The organism is Mycolicibacter terrae (assembly GCF_010727125.1).
Classification (GTDB): domain Bacteria; phylum Actinomycetota; class Actinomycetes; order Mycobacteriales; family Mycobacteriaceae; genus Mycobacterium; species Mycobacterium terrae.
The window spans coordinates 2,793,169-2,809,391 of sequence record NZ_AP022564.1 but is presented as its reverse complement, the minus strand read 5'-3'; the positions used below and the strand labels follow the sequence as shown (position 1 = coordinate 2,809,391).

The 16,223-nt window shown below is 68.5% G+C and carries 15 protein-coding genes; 10 read left to right on the top strand and 5 right to left on the bottom strand.

Features of this window, described 5'->3' with window-relative positions; genetic code table 11:
- Nucleotides 1-246: 246 nt before the first annotated feature.
- From G6N23_RS13385 to G6N23_RS13360, 6 genes are all read left to right on the top strand, one after another.
- The gene (locus tag G6N23_RS13385; RefSeq protein ID WP_095173796.1) at nt 247-3,057 is read left to right on the top strand and encodes a ribonuclease E; all 2,811 of its coding nucleotides are present in this window, start codon (nt 247-249) and stop codon (nt 3,055-3,057) included.
- 180 nt (nt 3,058-3,237) lie between these two features.
- Nucleotides 3,238-3,549: a 50S ribosomal protein L21 gene (gene rplU, locus G6N23_RS13380; RefSeq protein WP_085260264.1), complete on the top strand. Its 312-nt coding sequence runs from the start codon at nt 3,238-3,240 to the stop codon at nt 3,547-3,549.
- 12 nt (nt 3,550-3,561) lie between these two features.
- Nucleotides 3,562-3,822, top strand: coding sequence for a 50S ribosomal protein L27 (gene rpmA, locus G6N23_RS13375; RefSeq protein ID WP_085260265.1), 261 nt, complete (start codon nt 3,562-3,564; stop codon nt 3,820-3,822).
- Between the two features lie 48 nt (nt 3,823-3,870).
- Nucleotides 3,871-5,316: a GTPase ObgE gene (gene obgE / locus G6N23_RS13370; protein ID WP_085260266.1), complete on the top strand. Its 1,446-nt coding sequence runs from the start codon at nt 3,871-3,873 to the stop codon at nt 5,314-5,316.
- Entirely contained in the window at nt 5,313-6,419 is a 1,107-nt protein-coding gene (gene proB, locus G6N23_RS13365) for a glutamate 5-kinase (protein ID WP_085260267.1), read from the top strand. Before obgE ends, proB begins: the two co-directional genes overlap by 4 nt.
- An 11-nt stretch (nt 6,420-6,430) precedes the next feature.
- Nucleotides 6,431-7,192, top strand: coding sequence for a PE-PPE domain-containing protein (locus tag G6N23_RS13360; protein WP_085260268.1), 762 nt, complete (start codon nt 6,431-6,433; stop codon nt 7,190-7,192).
- A gap of 9 nt (nt 7,193-7,201) precedes the next feature.
- On the opposite strand, the gene G6N23_RS13355 is transcribed toward G6N23_RS13360, so the two are convergent.
- The gene (locus tag G6N23_RS13355) at nt 7,202-7,837 is read right to left on the bottom strand and encodes a TetR/AcrR family transcriptional regulator (protein ID WP_085260269.1); all 636 of its coding nucleotides are present in this window, start codon (nt 7,835-7,837) and stop codon (nt 7,202-7,204) included.
- A gap of 105 nt (nt 7,838-7,942) precedes the next feature.
- Here G6N23_RS13355 and G6N23_RS13350 point away from each other — a divergent pair, with 105 nt between their 5' ends.
- Nucleotides 7,943-9,202, top strand: a complete 1,260-nt coding sequence (locus G6N23_RS13350) for a cytochrome P450 (protein ID WP_085260270.1) — start codon at nt 7,943-7,945, stop codon at nt 9,200-9,202.
- A gap of 156 nt (nt 9,203-9,358) precedes the next feature.
- Here G6N23_RS13350 and G6N23_RS13345 read toward each other — a convergent pair whose 3' ends face one another.
- From G6N23_RS13345 to G6N23_RS13335, 3 genes are all read right to left on the bottom strand, one after another.
- Nucleotides 9,359-10,519: an MFS transporter gene (locus G6N23_RS13345; protein WP_372508959.1), complete on the bottom strand. Its 1,161-nt coding sequence runs from the start codon at nt 10,517-10,519 to the stop codon at nt 9,359-9,361.
- A 112-nt stretch (nt 10,520-10,631) separates the two neighbouring features.
- Complete coding sequence (locus G6N23_RS13340; protein WP_085260272.1) at nt 10,632-11,483, bottom strand: NAD-dependent protein deacetylase; 852 nt, start codon at nt 11,481-11,483, stop codon at nt 10,632-10,634.
- A 4-nt stretch (nt 11,484-11,487) separates the two neighbouring features.
- Nucleotides 11,488-12,027, bottom strand: a complete 540-nt coding sequence (locus G6N23_RS13335) for a cysteine hydrolase family protein (protein ID WP_085260308.1) — start codon at nt 12,025-12,027, stop codon at nt 11,488-11,490.
- A gap of 57 nt (nt 12,028-12,084) precedes the next feature.
- Between G6N23_RS13335 and G6N23_RS13330 the strand changes: the two genes are divergently transcribed.
- Genes G6N23_RS13330 through G6N23_RS13320 form a run of 3 tightly spaced genes read left to right on the top strand, consistent with a single transcriptional unit; the run spans nt 12,085 to nt 15,315 of the window.
- Nucleotides 12,085-14,139 (top strand): NAD(+) synthase, encoded by a 2,055-nt coding sequence (locus tag G6N23_RS13330; protein ID WP_085260273.1) that lies wholly within the window; start codon nt 12,085-12,087, stop codon nt 14,137-14,139.
- A gap of 15 nt (nt 14,140-14,154) precedes the next feature.
- Entirely contained in the window at nt 14,155-14,898 is a 744-nt protein-coding gene (locus G6N23_RS13325) for a class I SAM-dependent methyltransferase (protein WP_085260274.1), read from the top strand.
- A gap of 21 nt (nt 14,899-14,919) precedes the next feature.
- Nucleotides 14,920-15,315 (top strand): tautomerase family protein, encoded by a 396-nt coding sequence (locus tag G6N23_RS13320; RefSeq protein ID WP_085260275.1) that lies wholly within the window; start codon nt 14,920-14,922, stop codon nt 15,313-15,315.
- Here G6N23_RS13320 and G6N23_RS13315 read toward each other — a convergent pair.
- Nucleotides 15,299-16,177 (bottom strand): PfkB family carbohydrate kinase, encoded by an 879-nt coding sequence (locus G6N23_RS13315; protein WP_085260276.1) that lies wholly within the window; start codon nt 16,175-16,177, stop codon nt 15,299-15,301. The two genes, G6N23_RS13320 and G6N23_RS13315, sit on opposite strands and share 17 nt — an antisense overlap.
- Nucleotides 16,178-16,223: the final 46 nt, after the last annotated feature.

The window sequence follows — 16,223 nt, the reverse complement described above, 5'->3', positions numbered from 1 at the left end:
GCTTAGGCGAGTGCGACGGTCGCGATCTGTGATGCGGCGCCGATCGCCGGTCCTCATTCAGCCAGGCACCGAGTCGGTTCCACCCGAGCCCCTCGGAGCGAGACCACCACAAGCCCGGGGAAGTGAACCGGGCGAATAACGAGAAGCCCTCGCGTGGCCGCGTCGCAGCGACGCGCCCGGGGGCTTGAGGAGACGTACGTGGCAGATCCCTCTCTTTTCAAAGGCCCCTCTTCAGACGTGTCAGCAGTGCCGACCGAGCATGAGGAGTTACCGGACCGATTGAGGGTCCACTCCCTTGCCCGGGTTCTGGGCACCACCAGCAAGCGGGTCCTGGACGCCCTGACCGAACTGGACGGCCGGGCCCGCAGCGCCCATTCCAGTGTGGATCGCGTCGAGGCGGTCCGGGTCCGTGACCTGCTGGGGTCGGTCGAGGAGCCCACCGCCGAGGTGGGACCGGAGCCCGGGGAGTCCACCGGGGTTCCCGACGAGCCCGAGTCTCGGCTGCTGCTGGAGACCGCCCCGGAGGCCGTCGGCGGGCGAGCCGACTACATGCCGCTGTTCGTGGCACCGCAGCCGGTCGCGTTCGAGCGCCCGGCGCCCCGCGACGACGACGATGCGTCCGACGATGACGACGACCTCGGGTCCGACGGCGACGACGACAACGAGGACCGTCCCGCCAGTCGGCGCCGCCGGCGCGGCCGGCGCGGCCGCGGTCGGGGCCGCGGCTCCGAAGGCGCGAACTCCGATGAGGGCGCCGACTCCGACGACGACACCGAGGACGACGACTCCGCCGCCGAATCCGACGAGACCGGGGATGTCGAGGAGGCCGGCGACGACGAGGCCGATTCGGCCGACGAGCCGGGCAGCCGGCGTCGGCGCCGCCGCAGGCGGCGCAAGGCGGGCAACGGCGAGGATGACGACACCGGGGCTTCGGACGACCCCCCCAACACCGTCGTGCACGAACGGGCCCCACGCGCCAAGGCCAGCCGGTCCGCCAAGAGCGAGCGCGGCACCGGCGACGACGAGATCCAGGGCATCACCGGATCGACACGGCTGGAGGCCAAACGTCAGCGCCGCCGCGACGGTCGCGACGCCGGACGCCGCCGCCCGCCGATCCTGAGCGAGGCCGAGTTCCTCGCCCGCCGCGAGGCCGTCGAACGCCGGATGGTGGTCCGCGACCGGGTCCGCAGCGAACCTCCGCACACCGGCGCCCGCTACACCCAGATCGCCGTGCTCGAAGACGGCGTGATGGTCGAGCACTTCGTCACCTCGGCGGCGTCGACCTCCCTGGTGGGCAACGTCTACCTGGGCATCGTGCAGAACGTGCTGCCGTCGATGGAGGCCGCGTTCGTCGACATCGGCCGCGGCCGCAACGGCGTGCTCTATGCCGGTGAGGTGAACTGGGAGGCCGCAGGCCTGGGCGGCGCCAACCGCAAGATCGAGCAGGCGCTCAAGCCCGGTGACTACGTCGTCGTGCAGGTCAGCAAGGACCCGATCGGGCACAAGGGGGCCCGGCTGACCACGCAGGTGTCGCTGGCCGGCCGCTACCTGGTCTATGTGCCGGGAGCGTCGTCGACCGGGATCAGCCGCAAGTTGCCCGACACCGAGCGCCAGCGGCTCAAGGAGATCCTGCGCGAGGTGGTGCCCGCCGATGCCGGCGTGATCATCCGCACCGCGTCGGAGGGTGTCAAAGAATCCGACATCCGCGCCGACGTGGAACGCCTCCAGGAACGCTGGAGCCAGATCGAGGCCACCGCGGCCGAGACCAAGGCGAAAGCGGCCGGCGCCGCGGTGGCGCTCTACGAAGAGCCCGATGTGCTGGTCAAGGTGATCCGCGACCTATTCAACGAGGACTTCTCCGAGCTGGTGGTCTCCGGCGAGGACGCCTGGGCGACGATCAACGAATACGTGGGTTCGGTGGCACCTGAGTTGCTGCCGAAGCTGACCCGCTACCCTGGGCCCGCGCAGGGCGCGGAAGAGCAAGCCGGGCAGGCCGGGCCGGACGTGTTCGCCGTGCACCGCATCGACGAGCAACTGGCCAAGGCGATGGACCGCAAGGTCTGGTTGCCGTCGGGCGGAACCCTGGTGATCGATCGGACCGAGGCCATGACGGTCGTCGACGTCAACACCGGCAAGTTCACCGGATCCGGGGGCAACCTCGAGGAGACGGTCACCAAGAACAATCTGGAGGCCGCCGAGGAGATCGTGCGGCAGCTGCGCCTTCGCGACATCGGCGGCATCATCGTCATCGACTTCATCGACATGGTGCTGGAGTCCAACCGCGATCTTGTGCTGCGCCGGCTGACCGAGGCGCTGGGCCGCGACCGCACCCGCCACCAGGTTTCGGAGGTGACGTCGCTGGGGTTGGTCCAGCTGACCCGCAAGCGGCTGGGCACCGGATTGATCGAAGCCTTCTCGACGTCGTGTCAGCACTGCGCCGGGCGCGGCATCATGCTGCACGCCGACCCGGTCGATTCGGCCGCACCGGGGCGCAAGTCCGAGACCAGCAGCCGTCGCAGCAAGCGATCGAAGAAGCCCAAGGCCGACGAACCGGTGGTGGCCAAGGTTCCGGTGCATACCCCCGGTGATCATCCGATGTTCAAGGCGATGGCCACCATGACCAAGTCCGGCGACCGCGACGACGACGAGTCGGAGGACGGCACGGACGTCGAGGCCACCTCGGAGTCGGTGATCGAGGAGCCGCAGGCGGCCGTCGAGACAGACCAGCCGCCGGCCGGTGCGGAGTTCGAGGATGACAGCGACGACGCCGAGGACGTCGACGACGTCGATGAGGCCGACGAGGCCGATGAGGCCGACGACGGCGAGGATGTCGATGAAGATGTCGAAGTCGACCTCGACGACGATGACGACGACTACGACGACGACCTCGATGTCATCGACGAGTCCGACGAGTCCGACGAGTCCGATGAGGCCGACGAGTCAGACGAGGCCGATGAGGCCGACGAATCCGACCAGGAAACCGTGGCCGTTGCGACGGCATACGAACGTCCCCGGCGGCGACGGGCCGCGGCCCGTCCGGCGGGGCCACCCAGCTGAAAAGAGGCGAGCAACGCCGGTTTGACCCCTTAGTCGCTGGTCAAGTACCCTAGACCAGTTGTCGCCAGGCGGATATGACCCAGCTGGGCGGACAAACCCCAACCACCTGCGCAAGTCCCGATGGCGTGCGCTGCGAGCGGCACCCGAGAAGTACTCGAGAAGTAGAGGTAGACACCAACGATGGCGACGTACGCAATCGTCAAAACCGGCGGCAAGCAGTACAAGGTTGCCGTCGGTGACGTGCTCAAGGTCGAGAAGCTCGATTCCGAGCCGGGTGCATCGGTTTCGCTGCCGGTCGCGCTGGTCGTGGACGGCACCACCGTCACCACCGATGCCGCCAAGCTGGCGAAGGTCGCGGTCACCGGCGAGGTGCTCGAGCACACCAAGGGCCCCAAGATCCGCATCCACAAGTTCAAGAACAAGACCGGCTACCACAAGCGGCAGGGTCACCGTCAGCCGCTGACCGTGCTCAAGGTCACCGGAATCAAGTAGGGAGCGAACGAGATGGCACACAAGAAGGGCGCTTCCAGCTCCAGGAACGGGCGCGACTCCAACGCGCAGCGACTCGGTGTCAAGCGGTTCGGCGGCCAGGTCGTCAAGGCCGGCGAGATCCTGGTGCGGCAGCGGGGTACCCATTTCCACCCGGGTGTCAACGTCGGGCGCGGCGGCGACGACACGCTGTTCGCCACGGCACCCGGTGCGGTCGAATTCGGCCAGAAACGCGGCCGCAAGACCGTCAACATCGTGCCTGTCGCCCGCGACTAGTCGCCGGCGTAATTGGGCGCCCTGTGGCGCCGGATAGGTAGTAACGCCATGTCCCGGTTCGTCGACCGCGTCGTCATCCATGTACGCGCCGGCGACGGGGGCCACGGCTGCGCGTCGATTCACCGGGAGAAATTCAAGCCGCTCGGCGGCCCGGACGGCGGCAACGGTGGTCGCGGCGGCAGCGTGGTGCTGGTCGTTGACGCGCAGGTGCACACCCTGTTGGACTTCCACTTCCGCCCGCACATCAACGCCGCATCCGGAAAGCAGGGCCAGGGCAGCAACAAGGACGGCGCCGCCGGGACCGACCTGGAGATCAAGGTGCCGGACGGCACCGTCGTGCTCGACGAACACGGACGGCTGTTGGCCGATCTGGTGGGCTCGGGCGCCCGCTTCGAAGCCGCCGCGGGCGGCCGTGGCGGGCTGGGCAACGCGGCGCTGGTGTCGCGGGCCCGCAAGGCGCCGGGCTTCGCGCTGCTGGGGGAGAAGGGCGAGAGCCGTGACCTCATCCTGGAACTCAAGACGGTCGCCGACGTCGGCCTGATCGGGTTTCCCTCGGCGGGCAAATCGGCGCTGGTCTCGGTGATCTCGGCGGCCAAACCGAAGATCGCCGACTACCCCTTCACCACGTTGGCGCCGAACCTGGGCGTGGTCTCGGCCGGGGAGAACACCTTCACCGCCGCCGACGTGCCGGGCCTGATCCCGGGCGCCTCGGCCGGCCGTGGCCTGGGCTTGGACTTCCTGCGCCACATCGAACGTTGCGCGGTGCTGGTACACGTCGTCGACTGCGCCACCGCGGAACCGGGCCGCGACCCGCTCTCCGACATCGAGGCCATCGAAGCCGAACTGGCCGCCTACACGCCCACCATGCAAGGGGATTCAACCCTCGGTGACCTGGTCGATCGGCCCCGGGCGGTGGTGCTCAACAAGATCGACGTGCCCGAAGCACGCGAGATGGCCGAGTTCGTCCGCGACGACATCATGACTGAACGTGGCTGGCCGGTGTTCATGGTGTCCACTGTGAGTCGGGAAGGGTTGCGCCCGTTGATGTTCGCGCTGGCCGAGATGGTGTCGGCGTACCGTGCTGCGCAGCCGGAGCCGGTGGCGCGCCGGCCGGTGATCCGGCCGATACCCGCGGGGGAGACCGGGTTCACCGTGGAAGCAGACGGCGACGGTGGTTTCGTTGTGCAGGGGACACGTCCCGAGCGCTGGGTGCACCAGACCAACTTCGACAACGACGAGGCGGTCGGCTACCTCGGTGACCGGCTGGCCCGGCTCGGGGTCGAGGACGAGCTGCTGCGCTTGGGCGCCAAACCGGGTTGCGCGGTGACGATCGGGGAGATGACCTTCGACTGGGAGCCGGCCACCCCGGCCGGGGTCGACATGCCGTTGTCCGGGAGAGGCACCGACGTTCGGGTTGAGCGCAGCGACCGGATCGGCGCCGCTGAACGCAAGATCGCGCGCAAACAGCGCCGAGAACGTCCGGAGGAGTCGTGACCGGCAGCGGTGCGCGCGAAGCGATTCGCGCCGCGCGCAGCGTCGTCGTCAAGATCGGCACCACCGCGCTGACCGCCGAGAATGGGATGTTCGACCCGGCCCGGCTGGCCGGGCTCGCCGAGGCGATCGAAGCTCGGATGAAAGCCGGCTCGGACGTGGTGATCGTGTCGTCCGGGGCCATCGCCGCCGGCCTGGAGCCGTTGGGATTGTCAAAGCGGCCAACGGACCTGGCGACAAAGCAGGCAGCCGCCAGCGTCGGCCAGGTGGCACTGGTCAATGCGTGGAGCGCCGCCTTCGGCCGGTTCGGCCGGACCGTCGGGCAGGTGCTGCTCACCGCGCAGGACGTGTCTATGCGGGTGTCGCACACCAACGCTGCCCGCACCCTGGACCGGTTGCGGGCCCTGCACGCGGTGGCGATCGTCAACGAGAACGACACGGTGGCCACCAACGAGATCCGGTTCGGCGACAACGACCGGCTCTCGGCGCTGGTGGCCCACCTGGTCGGTGCCGACGCGTTGGTGCTGCTCTCCGACATCGACGGCCTCTACGACGCCGACCCGCGCAAAGGGCCGGCCCGCCTGGTACCCGAGGTGGCCGGCCCGGACGACCTCACCGGCGTGGTGGCCGGTGAGGGCAGTCACCTGGGCACCGGCGGCATGGTGTCGAAGCTGTCCTCGGCGCTGCTGGCCGCCGACGCGGGGGTTCCGGTTCTGCTGGCAGCCGCCGGTGAGGCGGCCGCGGCTCTCTCGGAGGCATCGGTGGGCACCGTGTTCGCGCCCCGGTCGCATCGCTTGTCGGCGCGCAGATTCTGGGTGCGCCACGCCGCCGACGCGGCGGGCACCCTGACGCTGGACGCCGGTGCGGTCGAGGCGGTGCTGGGCCGCCGGCGATCCCTGTTGCCGGCGGGAATCACCGCGGTGACCGGCCGGTTCCACGGCGGCGACGTGGTCGAACTGTGCGGCCCGGACGGGTCGGTGGTGGCCCGTGGTGTCGTCGGCTACGACGCGGTGGAACTCGCCGGGATGATCGGCCATTCCACCGCCGAACTGGCGCCGGACGCGCGCCGCCCCGTCGTCCATGCCGACGACCTGGTGGCGGTGTAGGACCCGCTGCGATGAGCACCGTATTCACCATCGACGGGGCGGGGTGGAGCGGGTTTCTGCGGTTCATGTGCCGCGGCGCGGTCACCAAGGGCAAGACGGTCAGACGGGTCAAGTACCCCAACACCTACTTCGACGGCCTGCGCTACGTGCCTGCGGTCACCGCGGTGCAACGCGGCGCGCGGTCCCTCGACGACATGCTGACCGCACACTTCAACGGTCACCCCGGTGCCGAGGATGTGCTGGTCTACGCGGTGAGCATGGGGGCGCAGGTCGCCTGCAAATGGCTGCGCGAGTACGGGCCGACGTCGGCGGTCCCTGCCGGCAGGGTGTCGTTTCTGCTGCTTGCCAACCCGGAGCAGCCGTTCCACGGCATCTACCAGGCCGACCCCAAGCTGGTCACGTTCATGAAACTGCCCGACTACGGTGGCGTCGGCGTGCCGGCGGACACCCGCTTCGCGGTGACGGACCTGTGCCGCCAGTACGACGGCATGGCCGACTTCCCGAATCTGCCTGCCCCGCAGGTCGATTCGTTGGCCGTCAGAAACGCTCTGCTGGGCCTGGTGACCATCCACAACAACTACTTCAGGTTCGATATCGCCAGCCCCGCCAACATCCGCACCCATCGCGGCAACATCACCTACGTCTTCTCCCCGACGCGCGTGCCTCCGGCCTGTGGCCTCAGCGCGCTGTTCCCCAACCGGCTGAAGAAGCGACGCAAGAGGATCGAGAACTCCTATGACCGCTCGGACTGGACCCGCCCGGTCGGGGCCTAGGTGCCCGAGTTATTTCTCCGCGGGATTCAGATACAGGGCGCCCCAGATGATTTCGGTCAATGCGGTGGCGAGCTCGGACTCATAGTCCGCTTCCCGGGCCGGGAGGTTCTGCTGGCAGGCCCGCTCCACCATCCAGGTCAGTGCGCTGGCGGTGGCGGTGGCGGGTAACGCGCGGCGAATGGAGCCGTCGGCCTGGCCGGCTTCGATGATCTGGGCCACCCGGCCCGAGATGGCGGTCAGCAACTCCCGGTAGGTGGCTGCCACCTGCGGGTCGTAGCCTGCCATCTCGCTGAGCGCGATCAGCAGCGGCTGGTGCCGGCGATAGCTGGCGATGATCGCGGCCATCGCCGCGCGGACATCGTCGGGGTCATGCCGGTGCGCCACACTCCACCAGCGTTCGGCGCCCGAGGCGAGATCGCCGAACACCTGGCCGGCGAGCCGGCGCAGCAGATGTCCCTTGTCCTCGAAATAGATGTAGAAGCTGGCGCGTGAGATCCCGGCCTCGGTGGCGAGCCGGTCCACGCTGAGTTCGGTGAAACTGGCGCCTTCGCCCATCAGCCGCTCGGTGGCGTCGAGCAGCCGACGCTCGATCTCCTCACGCCGCTCCCGGCGGCTGATCTGGGGCTTGCGGGTCACCGAGGCCACCCGGCGAAGCCTAGCGGGTGATGCAACATCTTGACTAGACATGATGTCTAGACTTATTGTCGGCGTGACCCGATTGTGATCGGCGTCATACGCTGAGGAGGCCCCATGACAGCATCGCCAGCCACGATCCGCGGTTATGACCCGGTGGACCTGTCCTCGCGGGCGTTTTGGTCCGGTACCGCCGCGGAGCGGGAACGCTCCTTCGCGGTGCTGCGTGCCGAACGGCCGGTGAGCTGGCACCCGCCGGTCGAAGACGCCGTGCTCGATGATCCGGACGATCCGGGCTATTGGGCCGTCACCCGCCACGCCGACATCGTCACTGTGAGCCGCACCAACGAGGTGTTCCTGTCCGGCAAGGGCGTACAGTTCGAGAACTTTCCCGCGGAGCTGCTGGAGACGACGCAGTCCTTCCTGGCCATGGATCCGCCCCGGCACACCAAGCTGCGCAAGTTGGCCACCGCGGCCTTCACCCCCCGGCAGGTCCGACGCATCGAGGACTCGATCAAGGCCAGTGCCACGGCCATCGTGCAAGAGTTGAAGGCCGCCGGCAGCGGCGCCGACTTCGTCGACTACTGCGCCAAGGAGCTGCCGCTGCGCACCCTGTCGGACATGATGGGCATCCCCGAGTCCGAGCGGGAGCGGGTCGCTGAGGCCGCGGACGCACTGGTCACGGCCAACGACCCGGTCTGTCTGGCCGGCCGTAACCCGCTGGAGGTCATGTTCGAGTCCGTGACGTACCTGCATCAGGTGGCCGGCACGCTGGCCGCGCAGCGCCGCGAGAACCCCGGTGACGACCTGTTCAGCAGCCTGGTGAACACCGAGGTCGATGGTGATCGGCTCACCGACGCGGAAGTGGCCGCCTACTTCGTGCTGCTCTCGGTGGCGGGCAACGACACCACGCGGCAGACCACCAGCCATGCGCTACGGGCACTGACCGACTTCCCCGACCAACGGGCCTGGCTGCTGGAGGATTTCGACCGGCGCATCGGGATGGCCGTCGAGGAGTTCATTCGTCACGCCACCCCGGTGATGACCTTCCGGCGCACCGCCGCAACCGATTACGAGCTCGGCGGTCAGACCATCCGGGCCGGTGACAAGGTGGCGATGTTCTATGCGTCCGGCAACCGGGACGAGTCGGTGTTCGAGGACCCGGACCGCCTGGATCTGAGCCGTGACCCCAATCCGCACCTCGGTTTCGGTGGCGGTGGGCAGCATTACTGCCTGGGGACGCACGTGGCGCGGGCCCAGCTGCGCGCCATCTTCGGCGAACTTCTCCGCCAGCTGCCGGACATCGAGGCCGGTGAGCCGGAGTACGTGGCGGGCAGCTTCATCCACGGCATCCGTGCCATGCCCTGCACGTTCTGACCCCGGGCTCGGGGCCCCCGATCGGGGCCCATCGCAGGCCCCAAACGGCCGAGCGCGCGTGTTTGCGCGGCGACACGCCGTCGGCGGGGTACAACTGTGCACGCTCGCGCCGGTGGGACGTGCCCCGTGGGAGGTCGTCGGGCAGGCGAGTTCGCGCTAGGAGGTCCCGAACCGGATCCCGGTGGCGTCCTTGCCGATCGCGGTCAGCACCACGACGGCGATCAGTGTCGGCACCACCGTGACCACCAGGGCGAACGGGTAGCCGTGAGCGGCCGCAAGGTGTTCCTGGATCGGCAGGTTGAAGGCGGCGAAGAGATTGCCCAGCTGGTAGGTCACGCCCGGATAGAAGCCGCGGATCGCGTCCGGCGACATCTCGGTCAGATGTGCCGGGATCACGCCCCACGCGCCCTGCACGCAGATCTGGATCAGAAACGAGCCGAGGCACAGCATGCCCGCGCTGTGCGACAGCGCGAACAGTGGCACGATCGGCAAGCCCATCGCCGCGGCCCAGATGATCGCGTAGCGCCGGCCCAATCGCTGTGACAGCGAGCCGAAGAACAGGCCGCCGATGATCCCGCCGATGTTGTAGATCACCGCAATCCACTTGGCCGTGACGTGGGACAGGCCCGCTCCGTCGGCCGAGGTCAAAAAAGTCGGGTAGATGTCGTGGGTGCCGTGACTCATCCAGTTGAACGCCGTCATCAGCAACACCAGATAGCAGAACCGGCGGATCACCTTGGCCTCGGTGAACACGTCACGAATCCTGGTGCGGGTCAGCCGCATCCGGTCCTGGGTGGCCTGCCACACCTCGGATTCGGTGACCCGGTAGCGGATCAGCAAGCTGACCATGGCAGGCAGGATGGAGAGCCCGAACAGCCAGCGCCAGGACAGCCCCAGCCAGTCGTTGACCAGCAGCGAGGCAACGGTGGCGGCCAGATAGCCGAACAGATAGCCCTCCTGCAGCAGCCCGGAGAAGAACCCGCGCCGCTCCGGCGGGATCTTCTCCATCGCCAGCGCGGCACCCAGTCCCCATTCGCCTCCCATGCCGATTCCGTACAGCAGGCGCAGGATCACCAGCACGGTGAAGTTGGGTGCGAACGCGCACAAGAAACCCACCGTCGAGTAGAAGATCACGTCCACCATCAAGGGCAGCCGACGGCCGACCCGGTCGGCCCACAGACCGAACAGCAGCGCCCCTACCGGGCGCATCACCAGGGTGGCCGTGGTCAAAAACGCGACCTCGGTCTTGGTGTGGCCGAAGGTCTTGGCGATGTCGGCGTAGACGAACACCACGATGAAGTAGTCGAAGGCATCCATCGACCAGCCCAGCAGGGCGGCCAGGAACGAGTTGCGCTGATCGGCGGTGAGGCGCTCTTTCACCTGGACATCGTGCCGGATGCAGCCCGATTGTGTGCGCACTCAGCGACGATTACCGTGGCGAATTCGCGCCGGCCAGCTCGGAAGCCAGTAGTGCCAGGACCGCGGAACAGCCGCCGTCGATCTTGACCGCCGCCAGCTCATCGCCGCGGGTGGGGCCGCGGTTGACGATCGCGACCGGGACACCGCGTGCGGCGGCGTGCCGAACAAACCGGTAGCCGGAAAACACCGTCAGCGACGAGCCGGCCACCAGCAGGGCGTCGGATTCTTCGAGTAATGAATAGGCCTGGGCAACACGGTCTTTGGGAACGCTCTCGCCGAAGTAGACGATGTCGGGCTTGAGCATCCCGCCGCAGCGCCGGCAGTCCACAAAGCGGAATGACGCGGTGTCGGTGACGACGGCGTCCGCGTCGGGCGCCACCGCGATCCCGCCGAGTCGTCCCGCCCGTTCGATGAACCCCGGGTTGAGCTGCTCCAACCGGTCGGCCAGCAGGGCTCGGCTCAACGATTGCCCGCAGGTCAGGCAGACCACCGTGGCATAGCTGCCGTGCAGGTCGATGACGCGGCGGCTTCCGGCTTTGGTGTGCAGCAGGTCGACGTTCTGGGTGATGACCCCGCTCACCACCCCGGCGTCCTCCAGGGCGGCCAGCGCCAGGTGCCCGAGGTTGGGCGCGGTGTCGGCCATGTGGCGCCAGCCGATGTGGTTGCGGGCCCAATACCGCTGACGAAACAGCGCGTCACCGGTGAACTGCGCGATCGTCATGGGGTTGCTCGGCGGGGAGTCCGGGCCGCGATAGTCCGGAATGCCCGAATCGGTGGAGATACCGGCACCGGTGAGTACCGCGACCCGCCGGCCAACCAGCAGCCTCAGCAGGTCGCAGACCGTCGGCTCGGCTCCGCCCATCCGACTAGCGTAGGCACTTCGCGGCGGTCGACCGTTCTGCAGCCATGTTGCGGCACATCATCTCCAGTGCGGCGGCACCCAATCCGGCATCGATGTGGGCGACGGCATCGACCGGGATCACCACCGGAAGATGACGGACGTAGGCGTCCAGGGCGGTGTAGAGAATGCACTGCTCGGTGACCTGCCCGGTTAGAATCAGCCGGCGGGTGCCCAGCCGGCCGAGCAGGTACTCCAACGGGGTGGCGTAGAAGGCGCTGTGTCGCACCTTGGTCATCTTCCGATCGCCGGCCGCCGGCACGATGGGGCGAACCAGCTCGGGGCGCGAACCGTGCAGTGCCGACGCGACGATTTCGACGAATCCGGCGGTGAAGTCGCCGTAGTTGTCATTGACGTAGATGAGGTCGACGCCGTCGTCGGCGCGGCTGCGTTCCACCAGGTCGGCCAGCGGTTCAATGATGTCTCCGACATTGTCGGCCAGTTGTTCCGCGTCGTCGTGCCGATAGGAGTTGAGCATGTCGACGACTATCACCGCGGTATCGGTCATGACCTTGGTGATACCCGAAAGCTGCACGTTGACACCGTCCGGGCGACAATGGGAGCAATGGAGCACTCTGGGGACTTCTACAACGCCTACCGGCACGGGTTCGCGCGGGTCGCCGCCTGCACACATCGCACGACGCTTGCCGACCCGGCCGCCAACGCCGAGTCGGTGCTACGGCTGGCGCGCGACTGCCACGACGACGGCGTCGCTCTGGCCGTCTTTCCGGAACTTACCCTGTCGGGATACTCCATTGACGACATCGTGCAGCAGGACAGCTTGCTCAGTGCGGTCGAGGCCGCCCTGTTCGACGTGGTCGCGGCGTCGACCGAGCTCTTGCCAGTCCTCGTGGTGGGTGCGCCACTGCGCTACGCCCATCGCGTCTACAACACCGCGGTCGTCATCCACCGCGGCCGCATCCTGGGAGTGGCCCCCAAGTCCTACCTGCCCACCTACCGGGAGTTCTACGAAGGCCGCCAACTGGCCGCCGGTGCCGGCGAACGCGGACTCATCCGGCTGGGCGATGCCGAGGTCCCGTTCGGGCCGGACCTGCTGTTCGCGGCGACCGACCTGCCAGGGTTCGTGCTGCACGCCGAGGTGTGCGAGGACATGTTCGTGCCGGTGCCCCCCAGCGCCCAGGCCGCCCTGGCCGGTGCGACCGTGCTGGCCAACCTGTCCGGCAGTCCCATCACGGTCGGGCGCGCCGAAGACCGCTGCCTGCTGGCCCGGTCGGCCTCGGCGCGGTGCCTGGCCGCATACGTCTACGCCGCCGCCGGCGAGGGCGAATCGACCACCGACCTGGCCTGGGATGGCCAGACCATGATCTGGGAGAACGGCACACTGCTCGACGACAGCGAGCGGTTCCCCAGCGGCGCCCGCCGGTCGGTCGCCGACGTCGACCTCGGGCTGCTGCGCTCGGAACGCCTGCGGATGGGCACGTTCGACGACAACCGTCGCCACCACCGGGATAGCGTGCAGGATTTCCGGCGGGTGGAGTTCGTTCTGGACCCGCCGACCGGAGACATCGGACTACGGCGGATGGTTGAGCGGTTCCCCTTCGTGCCGTCGAATCCGCAGCGGCTGCAACAGGATTGCTACGAGGCCTACAACATCCAGGTCGCCGGCCTGGAGCAGCGGCTGCGGGCGCTGAACTATCCCAAGGTGGTCCTCGGCGTGTCCGGTGGGCTGGACTCGACCCACGCCCTGATCGTCGCCGCGCGGGCCATGGACCGGGAAAACCGGCCACGCAGTGACATTCTGGCGTTCACCCTGCCCGGCTTTGCCACCGGTGAACGCACCAAGGCCAACGCGGTCGCGCTGAGCAAAGCGCTGGGGGTGACGTTCGCCGAGATCGACATCCGCGACACCGCGAAGCTGATGCTGACCGAATTGGGTCACCCGTTTGCCCGCGGGGAGGCCGTCTACGACGTCACTTTCGAGAACGTGCAGGCGGGCCTGCGCACCGACTACCTGTTCCGGATCGCCAACCAGCGCGGCGGGATCGTGCTGGGCACCGGTGACCTGTCGGAGTTGGCACTGGGCTGGTCCACTTACGGGGTGGGCGATCAGATGTCGCACTACAACGTCAACGGAGGGGTGCCCAAAACCCTGATCCAGCACCTGATCCGCTGGGTGATCAACTCCGGTGAGTTCGACGCCGATGTGTGCGCGGTGCTGGCCTCGGTGCTCAACACCGAGATCAGCCCGGAGTTGGTGCCGACGGGTGACGGCGAGGAGATTCAGCGCAGCGAGGACAAGGTGGGCCCGTATGCGCTGCAGGACTTCGCACTGTTTCAGGCGCTGCGCTACGGATTCGCGCCGGCCAAGACCGCGTTTTTGGCCTGGCACGCCTGGCACGACGTGGAGGCGGGGTCCTGGCCGCCAGGCTATCCGGCTGACAAACGGCAGGCCTATTCACTGGCAGAGATCCGGCACTGGCTGAAAATCTTTGTGCAGCGGTTTTATTCGTTCAGCCAGTTCAAGCGCTCGGCGCTCCCGAACGGGCCGAAGGTGTCGCACGGCGGCTCACTGTCACCGCGGGGGGAATGGCGGGCCCCGTCGGACATGTCGGCGCGAATCTGGCTCGACGAGATCGAGCGGGAGATTCCGCAGGCGTAGGGAGGGGCACCGGCGATGGCCGAGATTCGAAGGTTCCCGTTGTCACCGGCGTTGCAGCGGGCCATGACGCTGCTCAGCGATCCGCCGTCGGACCCGCAGGTGAGTCGAGGCTATCTCGACCTGCTCGGCGGGGCGGGGGACGCCGCGCCACCGCCGAACACCGGTGCCATCCAGCGACTGTGGGCCTCGCCGTTCGGGTCGATGTTCTACGACAATGCCCAGGCGGTGGCCCGCCGACTGCTCGAAGCCTGGCAGCACCCGATCGATTGGCTGGACATCCCGGCCGGTGGGGTGGCGCTGGACGTCGGCTGCGGTCCGGGCAGCATCACCGCCTCGCTGGCCCGCGCCGTCGGCGAGGACGGTTTGGCGCTGGGTGTCGACGTCTCCGAGCCGATGCTGGCCCGGGCGGTACGGGTGCAGGCCGGCGCCCAGGCCGGTTTCCTGCGCGCGGATGCACAGCGGCTCCCGCTGCGCGACAACACCGTTGACGCTGTCATCTCGATCGCGGTGCTGCAGCTGATCCCGGATCCGACAGCGGCGCTGGGCGAGATGGCGCGGGTGCTCAAGCCCGGCGGGCGGATCGCGCTGATGGTGCCCACCGCAGGATCGGCTTCCCGATTGTGGAAGCTGCTGCCCAAAGCCGGGGCCCGGGTGTTCGACGACGACGAGATCGCAGACACCCTCGAACGCCACGGTCTCACCAGCGTGCGGGTCAAGAACTTCGGCACCGTCCAGTGGGTGCGGGCCAAACGGCACTGATCATCTGGCAGGGTGTGGACCATGCCCACTGTCCTGATCGAGGTCCGTCGCCGCTACGAGCCGGCCGAAGAAGTCGCGATCATCGACGCCGTCCACGGCGCGCTGGTGACCGCCTTCCAGATCCCGGCCCAGGACAAGAACGTGCGGCTGATCGCCCATGAACCGCACCGGTTCGCGGTTCCCGAGCACCTGGCGCAGCCCGAGTACCGCACCCTGATCTCGATCGACTGCTTCACCGGCCGGTCCCTGGACGCCAAGCGGGCCCTCTACGCCGAGATCGTGGAACGGCTTGCCGCGTTGGGTATTCCGCGTGACCATGTGATGATCACGCTGCACGAGGTCGACCGGCAGAACTGGGGAATCCGCGGCGGCCAGGCCGCGTCCGACGTCGAGTTGGGGTTCAACGTTCGGGTGTGAGGCCGGTCAACGCCGCGCTGATGGCCTCGGCATCCGGGGCGCAGTCGCCGGCGCCGGGCACCAGCGTCGCCAACGCCCCCGCCGCACAGGACCGGCGTAACGCGTGCGCCGTGCCGCGCGGCCACTCGGCCGCCAGCACGCCGGCGAAGACGTCACCGGCGCCGGAGGTGTCGACGGCACCGACCACCGGGGCCGGAACCTCGACGGTACCGTCGGCCCCGGTGTAACGCGCCCCGCGCGCGCCGAGTGTCACCACCCGGTGCGGCACCGCATGATCGAACCGCGCCGACTCCGTCTGGTTGAGCACCGCTACGTCGATGAGGTCGATCAGGTCGCTCAGCCCGGCCGGTTCGGTCGGGGCGGCACCGATCGGGGAGACGTTGACGATCACCGTCGCCCCGGCCGCCCGAGCTATCCGAGCGGCTGCGATGGCCGTGGCGATCGGGATCTCCAACTGCACCAGCAGCACCTGGGCGCCGGCGATCAAGGCGCTCTGGCCCGAGTCCAGGGTCAGCGTCGCATTGGCGCCCGGGGCCACCACGATGGTGTTCTCCCCGGCCGGATCCACGGTGATGACCGCCGATCCGCTGGGTCCCGGCACGGTGGTCAACCCGTCGGTGCCGACACCGTTGACCCGCAGGTGCCCGCGCAACCGCACGCCCGCATCGTCGTCGCCCACCGCGCCGACGAACGAGACTCTCGCACCGGCCCGGGCGGCCGCGACCGCCTGGTTGGCGCCCTTGCCGCCGGGCTGCGTGCTCGGCGGTGAGCCCAGGACCGTCTCGCCCGGGGCCGGCAGGGCTGCCACCGCGAACACCGTGTCGAGGTTGACGCTGCCCACCACGCACACCCGCGCCGCCATGCCGTTCAGCTTCCCATTCGCGACCGCGCGACGTGGGATATCCCCT

What these genes read in the sequence shown, in the direction of transcription:
- G6N23_RS13330 (WP_085260273.1), top strand. Translation starts at nt 12,085, where the DNA reads ATGGAGCACTCTGGGGACTTCTACAACGCCTACCGGCACGGGTTCGCG.
- rplU (WP_085260264.1), top strand. Translation starts at nt 3,238, where the DNA reads ATGGCGACGTACGCAATCGTCAAAACCGGCGGCAAGCAGTACAAGGTT.
- obgE (WP_085260266.1), top strand. Translation starts at nt 3,871, where the DNA reads ATGTCCCGGTTCGTCGACCGCGTCGTCATCCATGTACGCGCCGGCGAC.
- G6N23_RS13335 (WP_085260308.1), bottom strand. Translation starts at nt 12,027, where the DNA reads ATGACCGATACCGCGGTGATAGTCGTCGACATGCTCAACTCCTATCGG.
- G6N23_RS13340 (WP_085260272.1), bottom strand. Translation starts at nt 11,483, where the DNA reads ATGGGCGGAGCCGAGCCGACGGTCTGCGACCTGCTGAGGCTGCTGGTT.
- G6N23_RS13360 (WP_085260268.1), top strand. Translation starts at nt 6,431, where the DNA reads ATGAGCACCGTATTCACCATCGACGGGGCGGGGTGGAGCGGGTTTCTG.
- G6N23_RS13315 (WP_085260276.1), bottom strand. Translation starts at nt 16,177, where the DNA reads ATGGCGGCGCGGGTGTGCGTGGTGGGCAGCGTCAACCTCGACACGGTG.
- G6N23_RS13345 (WP_372508959.1), bottom strand. Translation starts at nt 10,519, where the DNA reads ATGGATGCCTTCGACTACTTCATCGTGGTGTTCGTCTACGCCGACATC.
- rpmA (WP_085260265.1), top strand. Translation starts at nt 3,562, where the DNA reads ATGGCACACAAGAAGGGCGCTTCCAGCTCCAGGAACGGGCGCGACTCC.
- G6N23_RS13350 (WP_085260270.1), top strand. Translation starts at nt 7,943, where the DNA reads ATGACAGCATCGCCAGCCACGATCCGCGGTTATGACCCGGTGGACCTG.
- G6N23_RS13325 (WP_085260274.1), top strand. Translation starts at nt 14,155, where the DNA reads ATGGCCGAGATTCGAAGGTTCCCGTTGTCACCGGCGTTGCAGCGGGCC.
- G6N23_RS13320 (WP_085260275.1), top strand. Translation starts at nt 14,920, where the DNA reads ATGCCCACTGTCCTGATCGAGGTCCGTCGCCGCTACGAGCCGGCCGAA.